At 72.1% G+C, this 24,437-nt stretch carries 18 protein-coding genes and 2 tRNA genes; 17 read left to right on the forward strand and 3 right to left on the reverse strand.

From position 1 onward, the window contains the following. Nucleotides 1-33 precede the first annotated feature (33 nt). The 6 genes from ACMATS_RS25925 to ACMATS_RS25950 all read left to right on the forward strand — a co-directional run bounded on the left by ACMATS_RS25925 (nt 34) and on the right by ACMATS_RS25950 (nt 3,598). Nucleotides 34-1,668 (forward strand): LCP family protein, encoded by a 1,635-nt coding sequence (locus ACMATS_RS25925; protein WP_414169246.1) that lies wholly within the window; start codon nt 34-36, stop codon nt 1,666-1,668. 111 nt (nt 1,669-1,779) lie between these two features. Further along, entirely contained in the window at nt 1,780-2,220 is a 441-nt protein-coding gene (gene rsfS, locus ACMATS_RS25930) for a ribosome silencing factor (RefSeq protein WP_336411649.1), read from the forward strand. After that, entirely contained in the window at nt 2,217-2,870 is a 654-nt protein-coding gene (locus ACMATS_RS25935; RefSeq protein WP_390780330.1) for a histidine phosphatase family protein, read from the forward strand. Before rsfS ends, ACMATS_RS25935 begins: the two co-directional genes overlap by 4 nt. A 102-nt stretch (nt 2,871-2,972) precedes the next feature. Then, nucleotides 2,973-3,045: transfer RNA gene (locus ACMATS_RS25940), tRNA-Ala, on the forward strand. A gap of 124 nt (nt 3,046-3,169) precedes the next feature. Continuing rightward, entirely contained in the window at nt 3,170-3,403 is a 234-nt protein-coding gene (locus tag ACMATS_RS25945; protein ID WP_171088339.1) for a hypothetical protein, read from the forward strand. A gap of 122 nt (nt 3,404-3,525) precedes the next feature. Next, nucleotides 3,526-3,598, forward strand: a tRNA-Ala gene (locus ACMATS_RS25950). A 37-nt stretch (nt 3,599-3,635) separates the two neighbouring features. On the opposite strand, the gene ACMATS_RS25955 is transcribed toward ACMATS_RS25950, so the two are convergent. Then, on the reverse strand, nt 3,636-5,069 hold the full coding sequence (locus ACMATS_RS25955) for an NADH-ubiquinone oxidoreductase-F iron-sulfur binding region domain-containing protein (RefSeq protein ID WP_414169247.1): 1,434 nt from the start codon (nt 5,067-5,069) through the stop codon (nt 3,636-3,638). Nucleotides 5,070-6,089: 1,020 nt separating this feature from the next. On the opposite strand from ACMATS_RS25955, the gene ACMATS_RS25960 reads away from it, so the two are divergent. The 7 genes from ACMATS_RS25960 to ACMATS_RS25990 all read left to right on the forward strand — a co-directional run bounded on the left by ACMATS_RS25960 (nt 6,090) and on the right by ACMATS_RS25990 (nt 17,064). After that, entirely contained in the window at nt 6,090-8,057 is a 1,968-nt protein-coding gene (locus tag ACMATS_RS25960; RefSeq protein WP_390780244.1) for a protease pro-enzyme activation domain-containing protein, read from the forward strand. Nucleotides 8,058-8,304: 247 nt separating this feature from the next. Continuing rightward, nucleotides 8,305-11,163: a leucine--tRNA ligase gene (gene leuS, locus ACMATS_RS25965; protein ID WP_390780245.1), complete on the forward strand. Its 2,859-nt coding sequence runs from the start codon at nt 8,305-8,307 to the stop codon at nt 11,161-11,163. A 135-nt stretch (nt 11,164-11,298) separates the two neighbouring features. Then, nucleotides 11,299-12,018: a hypothetical protein gene (locus tag ACMATS_RS25970; protein WP_414169248.1), complete on the forward strand. Its 720-nt coding sequence runs from the start codon at nt 11,299-11,301 to the stop codon at nt 12,016-12,018. A gap of 60 nt (nt 12,019-12,078) precedes the next feature. Then, nucleotides 12,079-12,924 (forward strand): DegV family protein, encoded by an 846-nt coding sequence (locus ACMATS_RS25975; protein ID WP_171082363.1) that lies wholly within the window; start codon nt 12,079-12,081, stop codon nt 12,922-12,924. A 119-nt stretch (nt 12,925-13,043) separates the two neighbouring features. Beyond that, nucleotides 13,044-13,697, forward strand: a complete 654-nt coding sequence (locus ACMATS_RS25980; RefSeq protein WP_390780247.1) for a helix-hairpin-helix domain-containing protein — start codon at nt 13,044-13,046, stop codon at nt 13,695-13,697. Beyond that, nucleotides 13,694-16,483: a ComEC/Rec2 family competence protein gene (locus ACMATS_RS25985; protein ID WP_414169249.1), complete on the forward strand. Its 2,790-nt coding sequence runs from the start codon at nt 13,694-13,696 to the stop codon at nt 16,481-16,483. Before ACMATS_RS25980 ends, ACMATS_RS25985 begins: the two co-directional genes overlap by 4 nt. Then, on the forward strand, nt 16,369-17,064 hold the full coding sequence (locus ACMATS_RS25990) for an arylamine N-acetyltransferase family protein (RefSeq protein WP_414170797.1): 696 nt from the start codon (nt 16,369-16,371) through the stop codon (nt 17,062-17,064). The genes ACMATS_RS25985 and ACMATS_RS25990 overlap by 115 nt, the downstream gene beginning before the upstream one ends. Nucleotides 17,065-17,120: 56 nt before the next feature. Here the strand turns inward: ACMATS_RS25990 and ACMATS_RS25995 are convergent, their stop codons facing one another. Beyond that, nucleotides 17,121-17,396: a hypothetical protein gene (locus tag ACMATS_RS25995; RefSeq protein ID WP_390780249.1), complete on the reverse strand. Its 276-nt coding sequence runs from the start codon at nt 17,394-17,396 to the stop codon at nt 17,121-17,123. A 72-nt stretch (nt 17,397-17,468) separates the two neighbouring features. Between ACMATS_RS25995 and holA the strand changes: the two genes are divergently transcribed. Then, the gene (holA, locus tag ACMATS_RS26000; protein ID WP_414169250.1) at nt 17,469-18,455 is read left to right on the forward strand and encodes a DNA polymerase III subunit delta; all 987 of its coding nucleotides are present in this window, start codon (nt 17,469-17,471) and stop codon (nt 18,453-18,455) included. Nucleotides 18,456-18,665: 210 nt separating this feature from the next. Here the strand turns inward: holA and rpsT are convergent, their stop codons facing one another. Beyond that, nucleotides 18,666-18,932: a 30S ribosomal protein S20 gene (rpsT, locus tag ACMATS_RS26005; RefSeq protein ID WP_336411660.1), complete on the reverse strand. Its 267-nt coding sequence runs from the start codon at nt 18,930-18,932 to the stop codon at nt 18,666-18,668. A gap of 206 nt (nt 18,933-19,138) precedes the next feature. Between rpsT and lepA the strand changes: the two genes are divergently transcribed. From lepA to hemW, 3 genes are all read left to right on the forward strand, one after another. Further along, nucleotides 19,139-21,007, forward strand: coding sequence for a translation elongation factor 4 (lepA, locus tag ACMATS_RS26010; protein ID WP_391151432.1), 1,869 nt, complete (start codon nt 19,139-19,141; stop codon nt 21,005-21,007). 203 nt (nt 21,008-21,210) lie between these two features. Continuing rightward, a complete protein-coding gene (locus ACMATS_RS26015; protein WP_414169251.1) occupies nt 21,211-23,100 on the forward strand; it encodes an AMP-dependent synthetase/ligase in 1,890 nt (629 codons plus the stop codon). Nucleotides 23,101-23,147: 47 nt separating this feature from the next. After that, entirely contained in the window at nt 23,148-24,380 is a 1,233-nt protein-coding gene (gene hemW / locus ACMATS_RS26020; protein ID WP_414169252.1) for a radical SAM family heme chaperone HemW, read from the forward strand. Nucleotides 24,381-24,437 lie beyond the last annotated feature (57 nt).

Genomic DNA, 24,437 nt, shown 5'->3' on the forward strand with positions numbered 1-24,437 from the left:
ACATCCGGACTCGATGGGCACCGAGGGGCACTGGTGAACGACCGACAGGACCCGTACGCACACGACCCGTACGCACAGCAACCACAGGTGTACGGCTACGACGCCTATGGCCGGCCGGTGTACCGGCCTGATGCGCCGGAGCGCGTGTACGACGTCTACGGTCAGCCGGTCCAGCAGGCGCAGCCGCAGCAGCAGTCCTACGGCTACGACCCGTACGGCCGGCCCGTTCAGCAGCAGCCTTACGACCCGTACCAGGCGCAGCAGCACGCACCGCAGCCTCAGTCCGCCGCCCAGCCCGTGCAGCAGGCCGAACAGGAGTGGATCCCCCGCCAGTCGGGTCCGCCCGCTCCCGAGGAGCCGCAGGCGTCGGCTACCCAGCCCGTCGCCCCGGCCGCTGAGAAGATCCCCGAACCCCGTCAGGCGCCGGACTACCGCACCGAGCAGTTCTCCTTCATCGAGGAGCCGGACGAGGACTCCGAAGACGTCATCGACTGGCTCAAGTTCAGCGAGAGCCGCACCGAACGGCGTGACGAGCGCAAGCGCAAGGGACGCAACCGTGTGATCGCCCTTGTCGTGGTGCTGGTGCTCGCCGTCGGCGCGGCGGTCGGCTGGTTCCTGCTGTCGGACTCCGGAGGGAAGAAGGGCGCCGGGGCGTCGGGTGGAGCGCAGCAGCGCGATGTGATCGTCGTGCACCTGAAGGAGACCAAGGGCGGCGGCAGTTCGACGGCCCTGCTGGTCGACAACGCGGGCAGCAAGAAGGGCACGACCGTCCTGCTGCCCAACTCCCTGGTCGTGGCGAAGGATGGCGGCGGGGCGACGACCCTGGGCAAGTCCGTCCAGGACGCCGGCACCGGCGGCACCCGTGACGCCCTCAACACCCTGCTCGGTGCGGGCGTCAAGGGCAGCTGGCGGCTGGACACCCCGTACCTGGAGAACCTGGTCCAGCTGGTCGGCGGCATCACCGTGGACGCCGACGCCACCGTGCCGGGCGCCGCGTCGGGCGACCGTCCGGTCGTCTCCCAGGGCAAGGACCAGAGCCTCAACGGGCAGGCCGCCGTCGCCTACGCCACCTACCGTGCGGACGGCGAGGACCCGAACCGTCAGCTGACCCGTTTCGGCCAGGTCATGCAGGGCGTGCTGAAGAAGATCTCCACCGACCCGGACGCGGCCACCACGACCGTCGAGTCGCTCGCGCAGATCCCCGACCCGTCGCTGTCCGTCAAGCAGCTCGGCGCCTCCCTCGCCGGGCTCGCGGCGCGGGCCAAGGCCGGTTCCTACGACACCCGGCTGCTGCCCGTCCAGCAGGACGGGACGCTCGCCGACAAGAGCGCCGATGTGGTCAAGGACGTGCTCGGCGGCACGGTGAAGAACGCCGACAAGAACGCCGCACCGCGGGTGAGTGTGAAGGACGCCACAGGCGGCAAGAGCGGAGCCGCAGCGGCACAGGTCGCTCTCGCCAACGGCGGCTACGCCTACGTCGACGGCGGCCGGGCCGGTGCCGCGGAGGCCACGTCCTCCGTGACGTACACGGACGACCTGCGTGCGGGGGAGGCCAAGGAGGTCGCCAAGACCCTGGGCCTGCCGGACGGCGCGGTGAAGAAGGGCGGCAGCGCGGGCACCGCGGACATCGCCGTGGTGCTGGGCAAGGACTACAAGGCCGGGTCCTGAGCGCGGGCCGTTCCGGGAGCGGCGAGGACCGGCGGGAAATGGTCAGGAGGGCTGTCGCCGGGTCGTGAGACCCTTGAGGCGTACTGACCCTCTTGACCGAAAGCATGGCTTGTGACCGCCACGGACCGCTCCATCGAGCTCATCCAGGCCGCCGCCCAGGCGGCCGCCGACAAGCTCGCGCACGACATCATCGCGTACGACGTCAGCGACGTGCTGTCGATCACCGACGCCTTCCTGCTGGCCTCGGCCCCCAACGACCGCCAGGTCAAGTCGATCGTCGACGAGATCGAGGAGCGGCTGCTGAAGGACCTGGGCGCCAAGCCGGTCCGCCGCGAGGGCGACCGTGACGCCCGCTGGGTGCTGCTCGACTACGTCGACATCGTGGTGCACGTGCAGCACAGCGAGGAGCGCGTCTACTACGCGCTGGAGCGCCTGTGGAAGGACTGCCCGGAGATCGAGCTGCCGGCCGACGCCGCCGCGACCCGCGGCAAGGGCGAGGAGCTCGCCCGCGCGCAGGCCGCCGAGGCCGGTGCGGACGGTGAGCTGAGCTGAACGGCAGCCGGGGCGGCCGGGGCCGTCGCATCGTCCTGTGGCGTCACGGTCAGACGGCGTGGAACCTGGAGCGCCGCTTCCAGGGCTCCACGGACATCGAGCTGACCGGCACCGGCGTGGCCCAGGCGCGCCGGGCCGCCCGGCTGCTGGCCGCGCTGGGGCCGGACGCGATCATCGCCTCCGACCTCGTCCGCGCCCGGAACACCGCCGCCGAGCTGTCGGCCGTCACGGGCCACGAGGTCGTCCACGACGCCGCGCTGCGCGAGACCTACGCGGGCGTGTGGCAGGGCCTCACGCACGACGAGATCATCGAGCGGTACGGCGCGGAGTACGCGGCGTGGAAGCGCGGCGAGCCCGTCCGGCGCGGCGGCGGCGAGCTGGAGACCGAGGTCGCCGACCGGGCCGCCCCGGTCGTCCTCGCGCACGCCGACAAGCTGCCCGACGGCGGCACGCTCGTGGTCGTCAGCCACGGCGGCACGATCCGCACCACCATCGGCCGCCTGCTCGGCCTGCCGTCCCACTCCTGGGAGTCGCTCGGCGGCCTGACGAACTGCTGCTGGTCCGTGCTGGGCGAGGGTGCCCGCGGCTGGCGGCTGCTGGAGCACAACGCCGGGACGCTGCCCGAGCCGGTGCTCGGCGACGACGACTGACCGCCCCCGCCGAGCCCGATTTCCCATCCGGGCAGGTGGCAGGCTAAAGTTCTTCTTGTTCGCGGGGAACGCGGGGGAAAGCCCGGAAGATCCGAGGACAGCGGGGCTATAGCTCAGTTGGTAGAGCGCCTGCATGGCATGCAGGAGGTCAGGAGTTCAATTCTCCTTAGCTCCACAGAACAGATGATCCCGTCTCCCGGTCCCCGGGGGGCGGGATTGTTGCTGTTCCCGGGGGCTGCCGTGGCAGAATCGGGCGTCCGGGGCCGGACGGGGCCGAAGGGGAGGGAACGGGCTGACCCATGGGTGCTCACAGCCGGAAGTGCGACTGGTGCGGCAGCGGGACGCCGATCGTGCGCGACATGGAACCGCTCAACTCCGCTTACCAGTACTGGTGCGTGGAGTGCGCGCGAGCGCTGATCATAAAGGGCGACCCCATCGAGACCTACCGCGAACTCGAGGGCGAACCGATCTACGGGCGGCTGCTCGACGAGCACTGCACCCTCAAACGCTTCTACTCGTTCGCCACAGCCTGACGGGTGAAACGGACAAATGGGGCCTCCCGTCAACCGATTTGGCGGATGGGGGGGAGGGCCGTGTAATGTATTCCATGTCGCCAGGGAGACCGCAAGGGAAACCGGGCGGGAAAACAAAACAAGGGGCTATAGCTCAGTTGGTAGAGCGCCTGCATGGCATGCAGGAGGTCAGGAGTTCAATTCTCCTTAGCTCCACAGAGGTTGAGAGGGTCGTCCGGTTCGGACGACCCTCTCACCGTTTTCCGGCCGCCGGGCCCTCCAGGCGCAGTGCCAGCGCCGGACAGCGGCGCACGGCCCGCTGCGCGCGCACCCGCAGGTGCGCGGGCACGGCGGCGTCCGCGAGTGACGGATAGCCGTCCGGGCCGAGCCGTACGAGCCGGGGCAGCAGGTCCGCGCACAGGCCGTGCCCCTCACACAGCGTCCAGTCCACCGCCAGCCGCTCCCCGGCCGCGGGCACCGGCCCGGCGGCCTGCGGCAGGGGCAGTACGCCCGCCGTGCCGCGCCCGCAGCCGCCGCCCAGGACGTGCGCCGCCAGATCGTCCGTGAAGGCCGCCAGGGAGCTCAGGACGAAGCGGGCCGCCCCGTCGGGATGCCCGCAGGCCCCGCGCCCGTGCACGGCCCGCGCCGCGTCCCGTACGGCCTCCAGGGCGCTCTGCCCGCCGCCCGCCAGGACGTCCGCCAGCGCCCCCGCCAGCGACGGCAGTCCGAGCCGGCACGGCCCGCACTGCCCGGCGGACTCCGCGGCCAGCCAGTGGGCCACCCGCACCGTCTCGCCCAGCGGGCAGGTCGCGGCGGGCAGCGGCAGCACGGCGCCCGCGCCCGCCGTCCCGTACGACAGGACGGCGCCGGTCACGCGCTCCGCGTCGAGCCAGAGCCCGTGGTAGCCGCCGACCAGCACCCCCTGCGGCACCGGTTCGGCGCCGCACCGCTGCAGGACGTACGGCAGCGCCACCCCCTCCGGGGCCTCCACCACGCGCGGCTGCGGGACGGCGCCGGAGACGGTGAGCAGGAGCGTGCCGAGCGCTCCGCGGCGGGCGGCCAGGGCGAGTTGGGCGAAGGTCTCGGTGTTGGACAGCAACGTCGGGGCACCGCCCAGCCCTTGCGCGGTGGCGTGCACACGGCGGCCCGGCGGCAGTGCGGGGCCGCCGTCCGCGGCGCGCAGCAGGGCGGAGGACTCGCCGGAGACCATGCGCTCCGGGAGGCGCACGACGCGGGCGCGCAGGGTACGTCCGCGCCGGTCGGCCAGGCCGCGCTCGGCCAGGGCGTCCCGCACGGACGCCTCCGCGCCGTCCCGGGTCACCCCGACCACGAGCGTGCGGGCCCCCAGGGCCTCGGCGGCCAGCAGGGCGCCGTCCAGCACCAGATGCGGGGCGCGGCGCAGCAGGACCGCGTCCTTGCGGCAGGCGGGTTCGCCCTCGCAGCCGTTGACGACGACGGCGGGTACGCCTTTGCCCAGTGCACGCAGCTTCCGGGCGAACGGGAAGCCTGCGCCGCCGCGGCCGCAGAGTGCGGTCGCCTCGGCGAGGGAGATGAGCTCTGCCGCACTCAACCGGGGGGCGGAGCCGTGTACGGCGAGGTGCGCTCGGCGGTCGAGCCGGGCGTGGTCGTCGAATCCGGCGGTGAGCCGGGGTTCGCCGAGGGCGAGGGTGTCGGGCAAGGCGGTCATGACAGTGACCGCCGGGCGTGGTTACCGGTGTGGGTTGCTGCCCGGTGGTCAGGGTGTGCCCACCCGTTCCGCCCTGCGGAACGCCTGCCCACACCCCTGAGTCCCTGAAGCGGGGGGTTCGGGGGGCTTGCCCCCCGAGAAACGGTGAATGGGGGTCCCCCCGCCGAAGGCAGGGGGAGGGACCGGGGCACCCCCCTCCGCCCCCGCGGCACCCCCACCCGCGCCACCCGCAACACCAACGCCCCCAACACCCCCGTCACGCACACCGCATAGCAGGCCGTCACCCAACCCGCCGGTGCGCGACCGGCGTTCAGGCCGTGGACGAGTGCAGTGCACCAAGCCACATACGCACACGCGTGCAGCGCGCGCCATCGCCGGGCGGCGCCCCGCCCCCGCCCGGCAAGGGTGCCCCGCAGCACCCCGGTTGCCGCTGCCAGCGCCATCAAGTAGGCCGCAACCGCCCCCAGCCCGATCAGCACTCCGCCGGAGGCGAAGGGCAGCAGTGCCGCCTCCGCCGACACATGCGACTCGGCGACCTTGACGCCGATGTGCGCCAGAAGGAAGCCCAGTGCACACGTACCGGTGGCCCGGTGCACGGCCTGGGCGAGCAGCCGCCCGCGCGGTCCCATGAGCCACCGGTCGGCGGCGACGAGCCCCCAGGCGACGGTCGCGGTCAGCGAGACCAGGGTGAGCACGCCGGCGGTCCGGTCGAGCAGCCCGGGGAATCCGTGGAGGTCCATGGCCCGGCACGCTAGGCGCCGTCCCGCGCCGCCCGGTCCGCTTTGCGCAACCTCGGTGCGCACGCCCGTACTACTGCTAGCGTCGGTCCGTTCGGGCCGCGTTCGGTATCCGCATTACCAATAAACCGCCCATAAACGGTTTTTGAATCCACGACGCCTCTTGTTCCTCGAAACTTCCTTGACCTCTTCTTGGCGAACTCATGTCCCATGGATGAACAGTTCATCGAAAGAGTGACGCCACACACGACGATTGCGACGACTCGCATCGCAGGGGGTTTCTTTGAGAACAAGCCGTTCCAGAGCGCGCGCCGGACTGTCCCTGACCGCAGCGCTGCCGCTGGTCGCCGGAGCCCTGACGCTCGGCGTACCGGCCGCTCACGCCGACTCCGGTCCGCACGACCGCCACGCACTGGTGGGCACCAAGCCGCAGTGGGCCACTGACCAGGCCGACCGCGGTACCACTGCCGCCTCGAACAACGTCACCGCCCGCGTCTACCTGGCGGGCCAGGACGCGAAGGGTCTGGCGGACTACGCCCGGTCCGTCTCCGACCCCAAGTCGGCCTCGTACGGCAAGTACTTGACGCCGAAGCAGGTCAAGGAGCGCTTCGGCACGACCAAGGCGCAGATAGCCCAGGTCACCGCGTGGCTGAAGTCCTCCGGCCTCGAGGTGACCGGCAGCAACGACCACTACGTCACCGTCACCGGTGACGCCGCCGCGGCCAAGAAGGCCTTCGGCACCGAGCTCCACAACTACGACAAGGACGGCAAGACCTACCACGCCCCGGCGAAGACGGCCTCCGTCCCCGCCAACCTGGGCAACGCCGTTCTGACCGTCGTGGGCCTCAACAACGCCCCGCGTCTGGCCCACCGCAACGACACCCTGCCCGGTCCGGGCGCCGGCTTCCGCAACGCCGGCCCGTTCTCCACCTACTACGGCTCGAAGGTCAACACCGACCTGCCGTCCGCCTACGGCGGCAAGGCGCCGTACGCCATCAAGGGCTACACGGGCAAGCAGCTGCGTGCCGTGTACGGTGCGAAGAACTACACCGGCAAGAACGTCACCATCGCGATCACCGACGCGTTCGCGTCGCCGACCATCGCGAAGGACGCCGCCGAGTACGCCAAGCGCAACGGCGACAAGGCCTACCGCAAGGGCCAGCTGTCGCAGGTGCTGCCCTCCGACTGGTCGCACACCGCACCCAACGAGTGCGACGCGTCCGGCTGGTACGGCGAGGAGACCCTGGATGTCGAGGCCGCGCACGCCGTGGCGCCGGACGCCGACATCGTCTACGTCGGCGGCAAGTCCTGCATGGACGACGACCTGATCGACTCCCTGCACAAGGTCGTCGACAACCGCCTGGCCGACATCGTCTCCAACTCCTGGGGCGACGTGGAGGCCAACGAGTCCCCGGACGTGGCGGCCGCCTACGACCAGCTCTTCCAGCAGGGCGCCGTCGAGGGCATCGGCTTCTACTTCTCCTCCGGTGACGACGGCGACAACGTCGCCAAGCACGGTGCGAAGACCGTCGACTCGCCGGCCAACTCCCCGTGGGTCACCACCGTCGGCGGCACCTCGCTCGCCGTCGGCAAGGGCAACACGTACCTGTGGGAGACCGGCTGGGGCACGCACAAGGCCCCGCTGTCGAAGGACAGCCAGAACTGGGACAGCTTCCCCGGCACCTTCACCGGTGGCGCGGGCGGCGGCACCAGCACCATCTACGACCAGCCGTTCTACCAGCGCAACGTGGTCCCGGACGCGCTGTCGAAGATCAACGGCACCGCCAAGCCGATGCGCGTCGTGCCGGACATCGCGGCCGTCGCCGACTCCACCACCGGCTTCCTGGTCGGCCAGACCCAGACGTTCTCCGACGGCACCGTCAAGTACGACGAGTACCGCATCGGCGGCACCTCGCTCGCCGCTCCGGTGATCGCGGGCGTCCAGGCCCTGGCGCAGCAGGCACGCGGCGGCGCGCCGATCGGCTTCGCCAACCCGGGCATCTACGACCGCTTCGGCACCTCCGCCTACCACGACGTCACCGACCACCCGCTCGGCCAGGGCCAGGGCATCGCCAACGTGCGCGTGGACTTCGTCAACGGTGTCGACGCCAAGGGCGGCACGGTCACCTCGCTGCGCAGCTTCGGCGGCGACAGCTCGCTCTCGGCCGGCGTGGGCTACGACAACGTCACCGGCGTCGGCACCCCGGCCGACAACTACGTGACCTCGTACATCCCGCGTTCGCGTCACTGACGCCGGCAGTACCGCGTCACCGATGCGTCACTGATCAGCGCGTCAGGGCCCGCCACCTCGGTGCGGGCCCTGGCGCCGCCGGTGTAACCTGACCGCATGCGTGCCGTACGCCTCCTGCTTAGCGAGCCGCGCTGATCAGCGCCGACCGGTGATCTCCGGTCGGAATCGGCGCGGCGTCCCCTCCTGTGCGAGGGGATTTTTCATTTCCGGGCAGGCAGAGACGACGATCGATGGAGCTTTGAGGACGATGAGCGAGACCACAACCGCCGCCGAGGTGGCTGCGCCGCACCGCTACACGGCCGCGCTGGCCGCTGACATCGAGGCGCGCTGGCAGGACGTCTGGGACGCCGAAGGCACCTACGCGGCGCCGAACCCGAGCGGTGAGCTGGCCGGCGACGCGGCCGTCGTGGCGCGGCCCAAGAAGTTCATCATGGACATGTTCCCGTACCCCTCGGGCGCGGGCCTGCACGTCGGTCACCCGCTCGGCTACATCGCCACCGACGTCTACGCGCGCTACCACCGCATGACGGGGCACAACGTCCTGCACACCCTCGGCTTCGACGCCTTCGGCCTGCCCGCCGAGCAGTACGCCGTGCAGACCGGCACCCACCCGCGGGTCTCCACCGAGGCCAACATGGAGAACATGAAGGCCCAGCTGCGGCGGCTGGGCCTGGGCCACGACAAGCGCCGGTCGTTCGCCACGATCGACCCCGAGTACTACAAGTGGACCCAGTGGATCTTCCTGCAGATCTTCAACTCCTGGTACGACGACAGCGCCCGTAAGGCGCGTCCGATCGGTGAGCTGATCGCGCAGTTCGAGAGCGGCGAGCGCGAGGTCCCCGGAGGCCGTGCGTGGGGCGAGCTGAGCGCCGCCGAGCGCGACGAGGTGCTGGGCGGCTACCGCCTGGCCTACGCGTCGGACGCGCCGGTCAACTGGTGCCCCGGCCTGGGCACGGTGCTGGCCAACGAGGAGGTCACCTCCGACGGCCGCTCCGAGCGCGGCAACTACCCGGTCTTCAAGGCCAAGCTGCGCCAGTGGAACATGCGGATCACCGCCTACGCGGACCGCCTGCTGGACGACCTGGAGCCGCTGGACTGGCCGGAGGCCATCAAGCTGCAGCAGCGCAACTGGATCGGCCGCAGCGAGGGCGCCCGCGTCGACTTCCGGGTGTCCGACGGCCCGGACGCGAAGATCACGGTCTTCACCACCCGCCCGGACACCCTGTTCGGCGCCACCTACATGGTGCTGGCCCCCGAGCACGATCTGATCGACTCCATCGTCCCGGCCGCGTGGCCGGAGGGCACCAAGGAGTCGTGGACCGGCGGTGCCGCCACCCCGGCCGAGGCGGTCGCCGCCTACCGCAAGCAGGCGCAGTCCAAGACCGACGTCGAGCGCCAGACGGAGGGCAAGGACAAGACCGGTGTCTTCACCGGTGCGTACGCCGCCAACCCGCTGACCGGCGAGCGCGTCCCCGTCTTCGTCGGCGACTACGTGCTGATGGGCTACGGCACCGGCGCGATCATGGCCGTCCCCGGCCAGGACGAGCGCGACTGGGAGTTCGCGTCCGCCTTCGAGCTGCCGATCGTCCGCACCGTGCAGCCGCCCGAGGGCTGGGAGGGCGAGGCCTACACCGGCCAGGGCCCGGCCATCAACTCCGCCAACGACGAGATCGACCTGAACGGCATGCAGGTCGACGAGGCCAAGCGCACCGTCATCGCCCACCTGACCGAGCGCGGCATCGGCGAGGGCACCGTCAACTTCCGTCTGCGCGACTGGCTGTTCAGCCGTCAGCGCTACTGGGGCGAGCCCTTCCCGATCGTCTACGACGAGAACGGCGTCGCCCACGCGCTGCCCGAGTCGATGCTCCCGCTGGAGCTGCCGGAGGTCGAGGACTACTCGCCGCGCACCTTCGACCCGGACGACGCCGACACCTCGCCGGAGACCCCGCTCTCCCGCAACGAGGAGTGGGTCAACGTCACCCTGGACCTGGGCGACGGACGTGGTCGACGAAGTTACCGCCGCGAGACCAACACCATGCCCAACTGGGCCGGTTCGTGCTGGTACGAGCTGCGCTACCTGGACCCGCACAACGGCGAGCGCCTGGTCTCCGACGACGCCGAGCGCTACTGGATGGGCCCGCGCGAGGGGCAGCCCCTGGGCGGTGTCGACCTGTACGTCGGCGGCGCCGAGCACGCCGTACTGCACCTGCTGTACGCCCGCTTCTGGTCCAAGATGCTCTTCGACCTGGGCCACATCTCGTCCTCCGAGCCGTTCCACAAGCTCTTCAACCAGGGCATGATCCAGGCCTACGTCTACCGTGACGCGCGCGGCATCGCCGTGCCCGCGGCGGAGGTCGAGGAGCGCGACGGCGGCGCGTTCTACTACGAGGGCGGCAAGGTCAGCCGACTGCTCGGCAAGATGGGCAAGTCCCTGAAGAACGCTGTCACGCCGGACGAGATCTGCGCCGAGTACGGTGCGGACACGCTGCGCCTGTACGAGATGGCCATGGGCCCCCTGGACGTCTCGCGCCCCTGGGACACCCGTGCCGTCGTCGGCCAGTACCGCCTGCTGCAGCGCCTGTGGCGCAACGTGGTGGACGAGGCCACCGGCGAGGTCACGGTCGTCGACGCCGAGCCCGACGAGGCGACGCTGCGCGCCCTGCACAAGGCCGTCGACGGCATCGGCCAGGACATGGCGAACCTGCGGTTCAACACCGCCATCGCCAAGTTCACCGAGCTGAACAACTTCGTGACCAAGCTGGACGAGGTCCCGCGGTCCGTCGCCGAGCAGCTGGTGCTGCTGGTCGCCCCGCTGGCCCCGCACATCGCCGAGGAGCTGTGGCGCAGGCTCGGCCACCAGGACTCGGTCGTCCACCGGGACTTCCCGGTCGCCGACCCGGCCTACGTCGTGGACGAGACCGTGACCTGCGTCGTCCAGCTCAAGGGCAAGGTCAAGGCCCGCCTGGAGGTGCCGCCGGCGATCTCCGACGAGGAGCTGGAGAAGGTCGCGCTGGCCGACCCGGCCGTCGTCGCCGCCCTGGGCGGCGCGGAGATCCGCAAGGTCATCGTGCGGGCGCCGAAGCTGGTGAACATCGTCCCGGCGTAACCGGCTGCGCCAGGGGATAAGGGTTTGTCCCTACGGGCAGGTTGGGGGTTCGAATGGAACCGCCGGCCTGCCCGTTGCGTTTACGGTGGAAGCAACGAAGTCCGTCCCGAACTCCGACCTCGCTGGGGAGCAAGCATGGTAGCCGCGGCCGCGATCATCGCTGTGATCTGCGCGATCCTCTTCGCCTTCGCAGTGATCGGCACGGTCAAGGCGGTCCGGGCCGTCAAGCGCAGCGTCGACCGCACGGTCACCGAGGCCCGCCGCACCGTCGAGGACACCCGGCTGAAGGCCAAGCAGTACACCCAGCCGGGTGCGGCCGGCGAGGTCGCCCAGCTGCGGCTCTCGCTGCGCACGTCCATGCGGGCCACGCAGGAGGCCCTGCGCACCGGCGTCGTGGAGGACGCCTCCCTGTCGGAGTCGCTGGCCCTCTTCGAGCGCCTGAGCACGCACGGCCGGGAGCTCGACGAGGACCTCAGGCGCCTGGAGAGCGAGCCGGACAGGGCACGTGTCGCCGCGTGCCTGCCCTCCCTGCGGGAGCGCACGGAGAGCATCACGCAGTCGGCCGACTCGCTGCGGTGGGCCGCGCAGGACAGGGCACGGCAGTTCGCGGACGACGACCTGGCGACGCTGAACGAGCAGATCCGGATGGAGTCCGGCGCCCTGCGGCACTGGGACACGGAACCGGCCGGGAAGCCGGCGGAGACGTCGGCGGAGAAGCCGGCGGGTGTGGCGCCGGAGGCGGGCGGGGCGGCGCCCGGGCCCGAGTCCCGGCGCGCGGCGATCGACGGCCGGAATGCCTGGCGCCAGCCGGGGTATTCCTGGCAGAAGGCCCGGCGGCCGGAAAGCACCACTTGACGATCATGAGGACCCGGGCCGCGCTGCCGCCCGGGCGGCCCGGCGGGTAACCTCCGGAGCATGTCCCGCCATGTCGCGATCATCACCGATTCCACGGCCTACCTGCCGCAGGAGGCGATGGAGCGGAACGGCATCACCGCCGTCCCGCTGACGGTGGTCCTGGGTGACGAGGCGCTCCAGGAGGGCACGGAGATCTCGGCCAGATCGGTCGCCCAGGCCCTGCAGAAGCGCAAGTCCGTCACCACGTCGCGCCCCGGCCCCGAGGCCTTCGCCGCCGCGTACCGCGCCGCCGCGGAAGCGGGTGCCGAGGGCATCGTCTCCCTCCACCTCTCCGCCGAGATCTCCGGCACCTACGACGCGGCGGTCCTCGCGGCGCGCGAGGCGCCGGTGCCGGTGCGGGTCGTGGACACCGGCATGGTCGCGATGGCCCTGGGCTTCTGTGCCCTGGCCGCGGCCGGGACGGCCCGGGCGGGCGGCACCCTCGACGAGGCCGTGGCCGCCGCGGAGAAGCGGGCACAGGGCACGGCCGCCTACTTCTACGTCGACACCCTCGACTACCTGCGCCGCGGCGGCCGCATCGGCGCCGCGCAGGCGCTGCTGGGCTCGGCGCTCGCCGTCAAACCGCTGCTGCAACTGGACGGCGGCCGCATCGAGCTGCGCGAGAAGGTCCGCACGGCGTCCAAGGCGATCGCCCGCCTGGAGGAGATCGCGGTCGAGCGCGCCGCGACGGCCCCCGTGGACATCGCCGTACACCACCTGGCCGCCCCCGAGCGCGCGGAGCAGCTCGCGGAACGGCTGCGGGACCGGGTGCCCGGCGTGGTGGAGCTTCATGTGAGCGAGGTGGGCGCGGTGATCGGGGCGCACACGGGGCCGGGGCTGCTGGGGGTCGTGGTCTCGCCGAGGTAGCGGGGGCGCGGGCGGCCCTGCGGGGCCCCGTGGGTGACGAAGTTATCCACAACTGCGGGGTTATCCACGGAATATGGGCCGTCTCAGCGGAGATGCCGCAACCGCCCTACGGTCGCTCCATGACGACGACGATGACCGCCCCCGGCGGCAGGCATGGCGATTGGCGGCTCGCGGCGCGGGAGCGCATCCCGCTGTGGCTGCAGACGAGATGCGGCTTCGAACCGCGGACCCTGGCCGCGCTGGCAGTGGTCCTGATGGCGGCGGCCGTCTTCGCCGCGTACCACTTCTGGCAGGGCCGCCCGCAGACCGTGCGCCCGCCCGCCCGGGAGCCGGTGCCGGTCGCGGCCACGGCGTCGCCCGCGGCGCGCAGGACGGTCGTGGTGGACGTCGCGGGCAAGGTGCAGCACCCCGGCGTGCTGCACCTGCCGCAGGGCGCGCGGGTGGCCGACGCCCTGGAGGCGGTGGGCGGCGCCCGCCCCGGCACGGACACGACGGCGCTCAACCGGGCCCGCGTCCTGGCCGACGGCGAACAGATCGTGGTGGGCGCACCCCCGGCGGCTGCGCCGGGCGGTGCGCCGGGAGGCCCGGTCAGCCTCAACTCGGCGACGCAGGAACAGCTCCAGTCCCTCCCGGGCGTGGGCCCGGTCCTGGCGAAGCGGATCCTGGACTACCGCACCCAGCACGGCGGTTTCCACGAGGTCACGGACCTCCGCCAGGTCACCGGTATCGGCGCACACCGGTTCGCGGACCTTCGGGCTCTGGTCCAGCCATGAGGCCTGCGGCCGCCTTCGGGGGCGGTACGAGGGCGGGCGCCCTGCAGCCCGGACCCGCACCCGACCTCGACGCCACCCAGCCCCGAGACCCTCAGCCCCAGGACCCCCCACCCCAAGACCCCCCGCCCGACCTCCGGTTGATCGCCCCGGCGATCGCCGCCTGGCTGGCCGCGGCCCTCGCCCTGAGCGCGAGCTCGGCCGCCGTCGCCCTCGCCTGCACCGTCGCCCTCGCCGCGGCCGCCGTCCTGGCGGCCCGGCACCGCACCACCGTCACCGCGGCGGCCCTCGCCGCCACCCTCCTCTGTGCCTGCGCCGGCGCAACGGCCGGTGTCCTGGCCGGCACCGCCGTCCACCGAGGCCCCCTGCCCCAACTCGCCCGTCGCACCGCGGAGGTGACCCTGGAGGCGACGGTCGCCGACGATCCCCGTACCGCCCGCTCCGGCTCCACCGTCGTCCTGGAGGCCGAGGCCACCCGCCTCGACGGCCCGGCCGGCACGACCGCGCTCCGCACCCCCGTGCTCGTGATGGCCGGCCAACGCTCCTGGCTCGGCCTCCTGCCGTCGACCAGGATCCGGCTCCACGGCAGACTGGCCCTGCCCACCCTCGGCGGAGCCGCCGACCGCATCGCCGCGGTCGTCCGCGTCAGCGGCCGGGAGCCCCCGCACGTCATCGCTCCGCCGACCGCGCTCCAGCGCGCCGCCGCCCGGCTCCGCTCCGGCCTGCGCCGGGCCACCGACGGCCTCGCCCCGGACGCGCGGGCGCTCCTGCCCGGCCTGGTGGTCGGGGACACCTCCCGCATCCCCGCGGACCTCGACGACGCCTTCCGCGCCACCGACCTCACCCACCTCCTCGCCGTCTCCGGCGGCAACTTCACCATCCTGCTGGCCCTGCTCATCGGCCCCTCCCATCTCTCCGCCCGCGCCGAGCGCCGCGGCCTCGCAGCACGCCTCGGCCTGCCGCTGCGGCTCACCGCACTGCTGGGCGGAGCGCTGTCGCTCGGCTTCGTGATCGTCTGCCGCCCGGACCCGAGCGTGCTGCGCGCCGCCGCCTGCGGCCTGATCACACTGCTGGCACTCGGCACCGGCCGCCGCCGCAGCCTGCTGCCCGCCCTGGCGGCGGCCGTGCTCCTGCTGGTGCTCTTCGACCCCTGGCTCGCGAGGAGTTACGGCTTCCTGCTCTCCGTCCTGGCGACCGGCGCCCTCCTGACCCTGGCGCCCCGTTGGAGCGAGGCGCTCCAACGGCGCGGCCTGCGGCCCCGGTTGGCGGAGGCGGTCGCCGCCGCGGGAGCGGCGCAGGCCGTCTGCGGGCCCGTGATCGCCCTGCTGGCGGCGCAGGTGAGCCTGGTGGCCGTCCCGTGCAATCTGCTCTCCGAGCCGGCGGTCGCCGCCGCCACCGTGCTGGGCTTCGCGGCCATGGCCGCGGCCCCGGTCGCCCTGCCGGCCGCCAAGTGCCTTGCCTGGCTCGCCGGATGGCCCGCCGGCTGGACCGCGGTCGTGGCCCGCACGGGCGCGGCGCTCCCCGGGGCCGCGCTGCCCTGGCCTGGCGGTTGGACCGGCTGCCTGCTGCTGGCCGCGGTCACGGCGGCCGCCGTCCCGGCCGCCCGCCGGGTGCGGCTGCTCCGCAGGCCCTGGGCCTGTGCCGGGCTGGCCCTGCTCCTGCTCCTGGCGGTCGTCCGCCCGGCCCCCCTCACCCGGGCCGTCACGGGCTGGCCGCCCTCCGGCTGGCGGCTGGCCGCCTGCGACGTCGGTCAGGGGGACGCCCTGGTCCTCGCCGCGGGCGACGGGGCCGCCGTGGTCGTGGACGCCGGGCCCGAGCCGCACGCTGTGGACGCCTGCCTGCGGGCGCTGCAGGTCGAGAGGATCCCGCTGCTGATCCTGAGCCATTTCCATGCCGACCACGTCGACGGGCTGCCGGGCGTGCTGCACGGCCGCGCGGTCGGGATGATCGAGACGACGCCGTTCGCCCGGCCGCCCGGCAGGGCCGCGTTCGTGCACCGCGCCGCCGCGCGGGCGGGCGTGCCGGTGACCGAAGGCGTGGCGGGGGAGCGGCGGCAGCTCGGTGACCTGTCGTGGGAGGTGTTGTGGCCGCCGCCCGCGGGCACCTCCGCGGCGGCCGAGGACGGTCCCAACGATGCCAGCCTCGTGCTGCTCGTCCGCACCGCGGGTCTCACGCTGCTCCTGCTCGGGGATCTCGAACCGCCCGCGCAACAGGCCCTGTCGGAGGTGTATCCGGGCCTGCCGCCGGTGGACGTCCTCAAGGTCGCCCATCACGGATCCGCGCACCAGGACGCGCAGTTGCTGCGGGCCCTGCATCCCCGGCTGGCTCTGATCTCGGTCGGCACGCACAACCGCTACGGCCACCCCGCGGCGGCGACGGTCGCCGCGCTGAAGGAGCAGGGCGCGACGGTGCTGCGGACGGACACCGACGGCGCGGTGGCCGTGACGGGCGCGGCGACGGCCGTCACCGCGGGCCGCAGCCGCAGCCGCAGACGTAGGACCGGGGCCCGATGTCCCGGCTGCCGTGCATGCGGCATAACTGAACCATGGATTCCACTGATATTGACGCCTACCTCCGCCACATCGACGTCCCTCGCCCGCCCGCCCCCGATGCGGAGGCGCTGCGCGAGCTCCACTTCCGGCACATCGTCGCCGTGCCGTTCGAGAACCTGTCGATCCATCTGGGAGAGGAGATCGTGCTGGAGGGCGGGGCCCTCGTGGAGAAGGTGGTGCAGGCAGGGCGCGGCGGCTTCTGCTACGAGCTCAACGGCGCCTTCGCCCACCTGCTGACCGCCCTCGGCTACCGGGTGAGTCTGCTGGCGGCGCGGATGGTGATGCCGGACGGGTCGCTCGGGATCCCCTACGACCACCTGGCGCTGCGCGTGGAGACGGGCCAGGGGCAGGGACAGGGCGGGGCGGCGGGGACCCCGCGCTCGTGGCTGGTGGATGTCGGTGCCGGCGCGCACAGCCTCTACCCGCTGGACTACTGCGAGCGAGGCGAACAGCGCGACCCGGCAGGTGTGTTCCGCATAGCGGAGGCCGAAGGAGAAGAAGAGGGGGACGACCTGGAGGTGTTCAAGGACGGCAAGCTGCAGTACCGGCTGGAGCAACGCCCCAGGGAGCTGGCCGACTTCGTGCCCGGTTGCTGGTGGCACCGGACGTCGCCGGAGTCGCCCTTCACCCGGTCGCTGCTCTGCTCCCTGCCGGCCGGGACCGGCACGGACCGGGTCACGCTCAGCGGCCGCAAGCTGGTGATCACCGACGCCTCCGGAAGGCTGGAGCGGACGCTCGCCGAGGACGAGGTCCTCGGCGCGTACCGGAAGTACTTCGGCATCGCTCTTGACCGGGTGCCGGAGCTCCGCGAGCCGTAGGGCGTGTCCGAGCCCGCTCGGGGCCGCCGGGCCGGTGGCTCAGGGCTCCCGGCGGGTCACTCCGCCTCGAGCCAGCCGTCGTACTCCTCGGCGAGCTCGCGCAGGAGGGAGACGTCCAGGTCGCCGTCGGGGTCCTCCACGACGACCAGCCACTGGGCGTCCTCGGCGTCGTCCTCCCCGGCGAGGGCTTCGCGCACGACCTGCGGGTCGTCGTCCAGCCGGAGGCGCGAGGCGGCCTCCTCGGCCGCCTCCTCGGCCGCTTCGCGGTCGGGGAGCACCAGCAGGTGCCGTACGGAATCTGAGGCTCTGTAGGAGGAGAAAGTGCTGCTCACTCGCATATTGTGCGGCATGCTCCGGAGACCGGCGAGGGGGGTCTGTCACCGGCGCATGGGATGCTGGACACGATGGCCAGGAAGACAGCTGCAGACGACCCGCTCGCCCCCGTGACGCTCGCCGTGGGCCAGGAGGATCTCCTTCTCGACCGTGCCGTGCAGGAGGTGGTCGCGGCGGCCCGCGCCGCCGATGCGGACACCGACGTGCGGGACCTCACGCCCGATGCCCTCCAGCCCGGCACCCTCGCGGAGCTGACGAGCCCGTCGCTCTTCGCCGAGCGCAAGGTCGTGGTCGTGCGCAATGCGCAGGACCTCTCGGCGGACACCGTGAAGGACGTGAAGGGCTACCTCGGCGCGCCCGCCGAGGAGATCACGCTGGTGCTGCTGCACGCGGGCGGCGCCAAGGGCAAGGGCCTGCTGGACGCGGCCCGCAAGGCCGGGGCCCGGGAGGTCGCCTGCCCGAAGATGACCAAGCCGGCCGACCGGCTGGCCTTCGTCCGCGGGGAGTTCCGCACGCTGGGCCGCTCGGCGACCCCGGAGGCCTGCCAGTCGCTGGTGGATGCGATCGGCAGCGATCTGCGTGAGCTGGCGAGTGCGTGTGCGCAGCTGACCGCCGACATCGAGGGCGTCATCGACGAGGCCGTGGTCGCCCGCTACTACACGGGCCGTGCGGAGGCCTCCAGCTTCACCGTCGCGGACCGGGCGGTGGAGGGCCGGGCCGCGGAGGCCCTGGAGGCCCTGCGCTGGGCGATGGCCACCGGCGTCGCGCCCGTCCTGATCACCAGCGCCCTGGCCCAGGGCGTCCGTTCCATCGGCAAGCTGGCCTCCGCCCCGCGGGGGGCCCGTCCCGGGGATCTGGCGCGGGAGCTGGGCATGCCGCCGTGGAAGATCGACCGGGTGCGGCAGCAGATGCGCGGCTGGTCGGCGGACGGTGTCGCCGCGGCCCTGCTGGCGGTCGCGGAGGCGGACGCCGGGGTCAAGGGCGGGGGCGACGATCCGGAGTACGCCCTGGAGGAGGCGGTCGTCGCGGTGGCGCGGGCGGCCCGCAGCCGGCGCTGACGGACGGGCCCGGGGGCCCGAACGCCCCCGGAAAAGTCCGAAGGCCCCGTGTCCGCCCCGGGGAAGGGGACAGACACAGGGCCTTCGAGATCGTTCAGGGTGCCGCACGCACGTGGCGAACGTCCGTGTGCGGCACGGATGCCGGTCCGGAGCGGTTGAGAGGGTCCGCTGACCCGTACCGACGGGTCCGGGGCGAGCCCCGGAAGGGGGTCAGGCCTTGATGCCCGCAGCCTGCTTGGCCAGCGCCGACTTCTTGTTGGCGGCGGCGTTCTTGTGCAGAACACCCTTGCTGACGGCCTTGTCCAGCTTCTTGCCGGCCAGGGCGACAGCGGCGGTGGCCTTGGCGGCGTCGCCACCGGCGATCGCCTCGCGGGCCGCGCGGATGACGGTCTTGACCGAGGACTTGACGGCCTTGTTGCGCAGGCGCGCCTTCTCGTTGGTCTTGTTCCGCTTGATCTGGGACTTGATGTTCGCCACGAAAAGAGCCTTTTCAGGTTCGTTGGAGTTCGAATGTGCCCGCGGCGTGTAGAGGGCACGCCAGGCACAGTGGACCAGGCTACCAGCAGGGGCTCGGGCCGCCCAAACCGGACGGTTGCCGCCGCTCATGGGAGCATGGAGGGGTCGTATACCCGACTCCCGCCGAGGCTGGCGTGCAAACGCCGAAGTCACCGAATGGATCCTGCGTGCCCGCGACCCCTACCAACGTGCCCGAGCCGAGCCGTACCGACCCGGCTCTGATCCGCAACTTCTGCATCATCGCGCACATCGACCACGGCAAGTCCACGCTTGCCGACCGGATGCTCCAGCTGACCGGTGTGGTCGACCAGCGGCAGATGCGCGCGCAGTACCTCGACCGGATGGACATCGAGCGCGAGCGCGGCATCACGATCAAGTCGCAGGCGGTCCGCCTCCCCTGGGCCCCCAGTGAGGACGAGTCGAAGACGACGCACATCCTCAACATGATCGACACCCCGGGCCACGTGGACTTCACCTACGAGGTCTCCCGCTCCCTCGCCGCGTGCGAGGGCTGCATCCTCCTGGTGGACGCCGCCCAGGGCATCGAGGCCCAGACCCTCGCCAACCTCTACCTGGCGATGGAGAACGACCTCACGATCATCCCGGTCCTCAACAAGATCGACCTGCCGGCCGCCCAGCCCGAGAAGTTCGCCGCCGAGCTGGCGAACCTCGTCGGCTGCGACCCGTCCGACGTCCTCAAGGTCTCCGCCAAGACCGGCGTCGGCGTCCCGGAGCTGCTGGACCGCGTCATCCGCGACGTGCCGGCCCCGGTCGGCGTCAAGGACGCCCCCGCCCGCGCGATGATCTTCGACTCGGTCTACGACGCCTACCGCGGCGTGGTGACGTACGTGAAGGTCGTCGACGGCACGCTCAAGAAGCGCGAGCGCATCCGGATGATGTCGACCGGCGCCGCCCACGAGCTGCTGGAGATCGGCACCAACTCGCCCGAGATGCTCCCGGCCGACGGCCTGTCCGTCGGCGAGGTGGGCTACCTGATCACGGGTGTGAAGGACGTCCGCCAGTCCAAGGTGGGTGACACGATCACCCAGTTCCAGGGCGGGGCCACCGACGCACTCGGCGGGTACAAGGACCCCAAGCCGATGGTGTTCTCCGGCCTGTACCCCCTGGACGGCTCGGACTACCCGGAGCTCCGCGAGGCCCTCGACAAGCTCCAGCTCAACGACGCCGCCCTGGTCTACGAGCCGGAGACCTCCGCCGCGCTCGGCTTCGGCTTCCGCGTCGGCTTCCTGGGCCTGCTGCACCTGGAGGTCATCCGGGAGCGCCTGGAGCGCGAGTTCGGCCTCGACCTGATCGCCACCGCGCCGAACGTGGTCTACCGCGTCCTCATGGAGGACGGCGCCGAGCACGAGGTCACCAACCCGAGCGAGTTCCCCACCGGCAAGATCGACGAGGTGCACGAGCCGGTCGTCCGGGCCACGATCCTGGCGCCCAGCGAGTTCATCGGCGCGATCATGGAGCTGTGCCAGACCCGCCGCGGCGTCCTGCTGGGCATGGACTACCTCTCCGAGGACCGCGTCGAGATCCGCTACACACTGCCCCTCGCCGAGGTCGTCTTCGACTTCTTCGACCAGCTGAAGTCCAAGACCCGCGGCTACGCCTCGCTGGACTACGAGCCCACCGGCGAGCAGATGTCCGATCTTGTCAAGGTCGACATCCTGCTGCACGGCGACAAGGTCGACGCGTTCTCCGCGATCACGCACAAGGACAAGGCGTACGCGTACGGCGTGCGGCTGGTCGCCAAGCTGCGCGAGCTCATCCCGCGGCAGAACTTCGAGGTGCCGATCCAGGCCGCCATCGGCTCCCGGGTCATCGCCCGTGAGACGGTCCGCGCGATCCGCAAGGACGTCCTCGCCAAGTGCTACGGCGGTGACATCTCCCGTAAGCGGAAGCTGCTGGAGAAGCAGAAGGAAGGCAAGAAGCGGATGAAGATGGTCGGCAACGTGGAGGTCCCGCAGGAGGCCTTCATCGCGGTGCTGTCCACCGACGACAGCGGCGGCGAGAAGGGCAAGAAGTAACGCCCGGGCCGTTCCGCAGCGCATGTGCCCGTCCCGTACCGGGGCGGGCATTTGCCGTATTCGGGGACATCCGTCCCGCCGGTCACAGCTTCAACAAGGCTTTCTTCGGCTCTTACGCCATGGCCCCAACGGCTTTAGTCTGATCACTGTTTGGAAGGTTACTCGCGAGTCACCAGCAACGAGGCGGGACCCCGGAGGATGCCGTGACGGAGACACAGACACTGATCGAGAACCGGCCGCCCTCCGTGGCGACGCTGTTCCTCGAACGGGTCGCTGCCACACCGGATGCGGAGGCCTACCGCCACCCGGTGCCCGCTCCCTCCGGCCAGAGCCCCGACGACTGGGCCTCGCTCACCTGGCGCCAGGCCGCCGACCGGGTCTTCGCCGCCGCTGCCGGCCTGATCACCCTCGGGGTGCAGCCCGAGGAGCGGGTCGCCCTCGCCTCCTCCACCCGGGTCGAGTGGATCCTCTCCGACCTCGGCATCATGTGCGCGGGCGCCGCCACCACGCCCGTCTACCCGAGCACCAACGCCGAGGAGTCGGCGTACATGCTCGCCGACTCCGAGAGCCGGGTCCTCATCGCCGAGGACGTCGCGCAGCTCGCCAAGGCCCGTCGGCACCGCGCCGAACTGCCCGCGCTCGCCCACGTCGTGGTGATCGACGAGGCGGACGTCCCGGCCGACGAGGACGACCCCGAGGACTGGGTCCTCTCCCTCGCCGAGCTGGAGCGCCGCGGGGCCGAGTACCTCAAGGCCCACCCCGACGCCGTCACCGACCGGATCGCCGCCCTGCGCCCCGAGCAGCTCGCCACCCTGATCTACACCTCCGGCACCACCGGCCGCCCCAAGGGTGTGCGGCTGCGGCACGACGCCTGGGCCTACATGTCCCGCGCCATCGAGGCCACCCAGCTGGTGCGCCCCGACGACGTGCAGTACCTGTGGCTGCCGCTCGCGCACGTCTTCGGCAAGGTGCTCACCACCGGGCAGATCAGCGTCGGGCACGTCACCGCCGTCGACGGCCGCGTCGACAAGATCATCGAGAACCTGCCCGTCGTCCGGCCCACCTACATGGCCGCCGTGCCGCGCATCTTCGAGAAGGTCTACAACGGCGTGGCCGGCAAGGCGCGCGAGAGCGGCGGAGCCCAGTACAAGATCTTCCGCTGGGCCGTCGACACCGCCCGCGAGTACGCCAAGGCGCAGCAGGACAACTTCCGCCGCACCGGCAGCAAGTCCGTGCCCTTCGGCCTCGCCGCCCGGCACCGGATCGCCGACGCCCTCGTCTACACCAAGATCCGGGCGGCCTTCGGCGGCCGGCTGCGCGCCTGTATCTCCGGCGCCTCCGCCCTCGCCCCCGACATCGGCTACTTCTTCGCCGGCGCCGGCATCCACATCCTGGAGGGCTACGGCCTCACCGAGACCAGCGCCGCCAGCTTCGTCAACCCCGGCGAGGCCTACCGCACCGGCACCGTCGGCAAGCCGCTGCCCGGCACCGAGGTCCGCATCGCCGACGACGGGGAGATCCTGCTGCGCAGCCCCGGCGTGATGGAGGCCTACCACGGGCAGCCCGAGCGGACCGCCGAGGTCCTGGAGCCGGACGGCTGGTTCCACACCGGCGACATCGGCGAGCTCTCCCCGGACGGCTACCTGCGCATCACCGACCGCAAGAAGGACCTGATCAAAACCTCGGGCGGCAAGTACATCGCGCCCGCCGAGATCGAAGGCCGGTTCAAGGCCGTGTGCCCGTTCGTCTCCACCATCCTGGTCCACGGCGCCGACCGGAACTACTGCACCGCCCTCATCGCCCTCGACGAGCCCGCCATTCTGGGCTGGGCCAAGGAGCACGGCATGGAAGGCCGCTCCTACGCGGAGGTGGTCGCGGCTGAGGAGACCGTGGAGCTCGTCGACGGCTATGTGCGCCGCCTCAACGAGGGGCTGCAGCGCTGGCAGACGATCAAGAAGTTCCGGCTGCTGCCGCGCGACCTCGACGTCGAGCACGGCGAGCTCACGCCGAGCCTCAAGCTCAAGCGGCCGGTCGTCGAGCGCGCGTACAAGAACCTGATCGAAGAGATGTACGAGGGCGCCCGCGAACGCTGAGAACAGGACCGGAACGGGCCCGGCGCCGGATGCCGGACAATGGGGGCATGCCTTCCGTACTGCCTGACGGCGAACCCATGCCCGAGGACGGGGCACTGCCCCGCCACGCCCTCGACGGCGCCGGGCAGCGGCCGCTCGGGTTCTACCTGCACGTCCCCTACTGCGCCACGCGCTGCGGGTACTGCGACTTCAACACCTACACCGCGAGCGAGCTGCGCGGCTCCGGCGGCGCCCTGGCCTCCCGCGACAACTACGCGGACACGCTGGCCGAGGAGATCCGCCTCGCCCGGAAGGTGCTGGGCGACGACCCCCGCCCGGTCGAGACCGTCTTCATCGGCGGCGGCACGCCCACCCTGCTGCCCGCCGCCGACCTCGGCCGGATGCTGGCCGCGATCCGCGACGAGTTCGGCCTGGCGCCCGGGGCCGAGATCACCACGGAGGCCAACCCCGAGTCGGTCGACCCGCGCTACCTGGCGGAGCTGCGGGAGGCCGGTTTCAACCGGGTCTCCTTCGGCATGCAGAGCGCCCGGCAGCACGTCCTCAAGATCCTCGACCGCACGCACACCCCGGGCCGCCCCGAGGCCTGCGTGGCCGAGGCCCGGGCAGCCGGCTTCGACCACGTCAACCTCGACCTGATCTACGGCACGCCGGGGGAGACGGATGACGACTGGCGCGCCTCCCTGGACGCCGCCGTCGGCGCCGGTCCGGACCACGTCTCGGCGTACGCGCTGATCGTGGAGGAGGGCACGCAGCTGGCGCGCCGCATCCGGCGCGGCGAGGTCCCGATGACGGACGACGACGTGCACGCCGACCGCTACCTGATCGCCGAGGACACGCTGTCCGCGGCGGGCTTCGCCTGGTACGAGGTCTCCAACTGGGCGACGAGCGAGGCCGGCCGCTGCCGGCACAACGAGCTGTACTGGCGCGGCGCCGACTGGTGGGGCGCGGGCCCCGGCGCCCACTCGCACGTGGGCGGGGTGCGGTGGTGGAACGTCAAGCACCCCGGCGCGTATGCGCAGGCACTGGCCGAGGGCCGCTCCCCGGGGGCCGGGCGCGAGGTGCTGCCGGAGGAGGACCGGCGGGTGGAGCGGGTGCTGCTGGAGCTGCGGCTCGTGGACGGCTGCCCGCTGTCGCTGCTGCGGTCGGCGGGTGCCGCCGCGGCTGCACGGGCGCTGGAGGACGGGCTGTTGCAGCCCGGGCCGTACGAGGACGGGCGTGCCGTCCTCACCTTGCGGGGGCGGCTGCTGGCGGATGCGGTGGTGCGGGACCTGGTGGACTGATTACCTGTTCGGGTGAACTGACGTGTGCGGGCTTGGTGCCCGCCTAGGCTCGTTCCA

The organism is Streptoverticillium reticulum, assembly GCF_047456005.1.
Lineage (GTDB): Bacteria > Actinomycetota > Actinomycetes > Streptomycetales > Streptomycetaceae > Streptomyces > Streptomyces reticulum.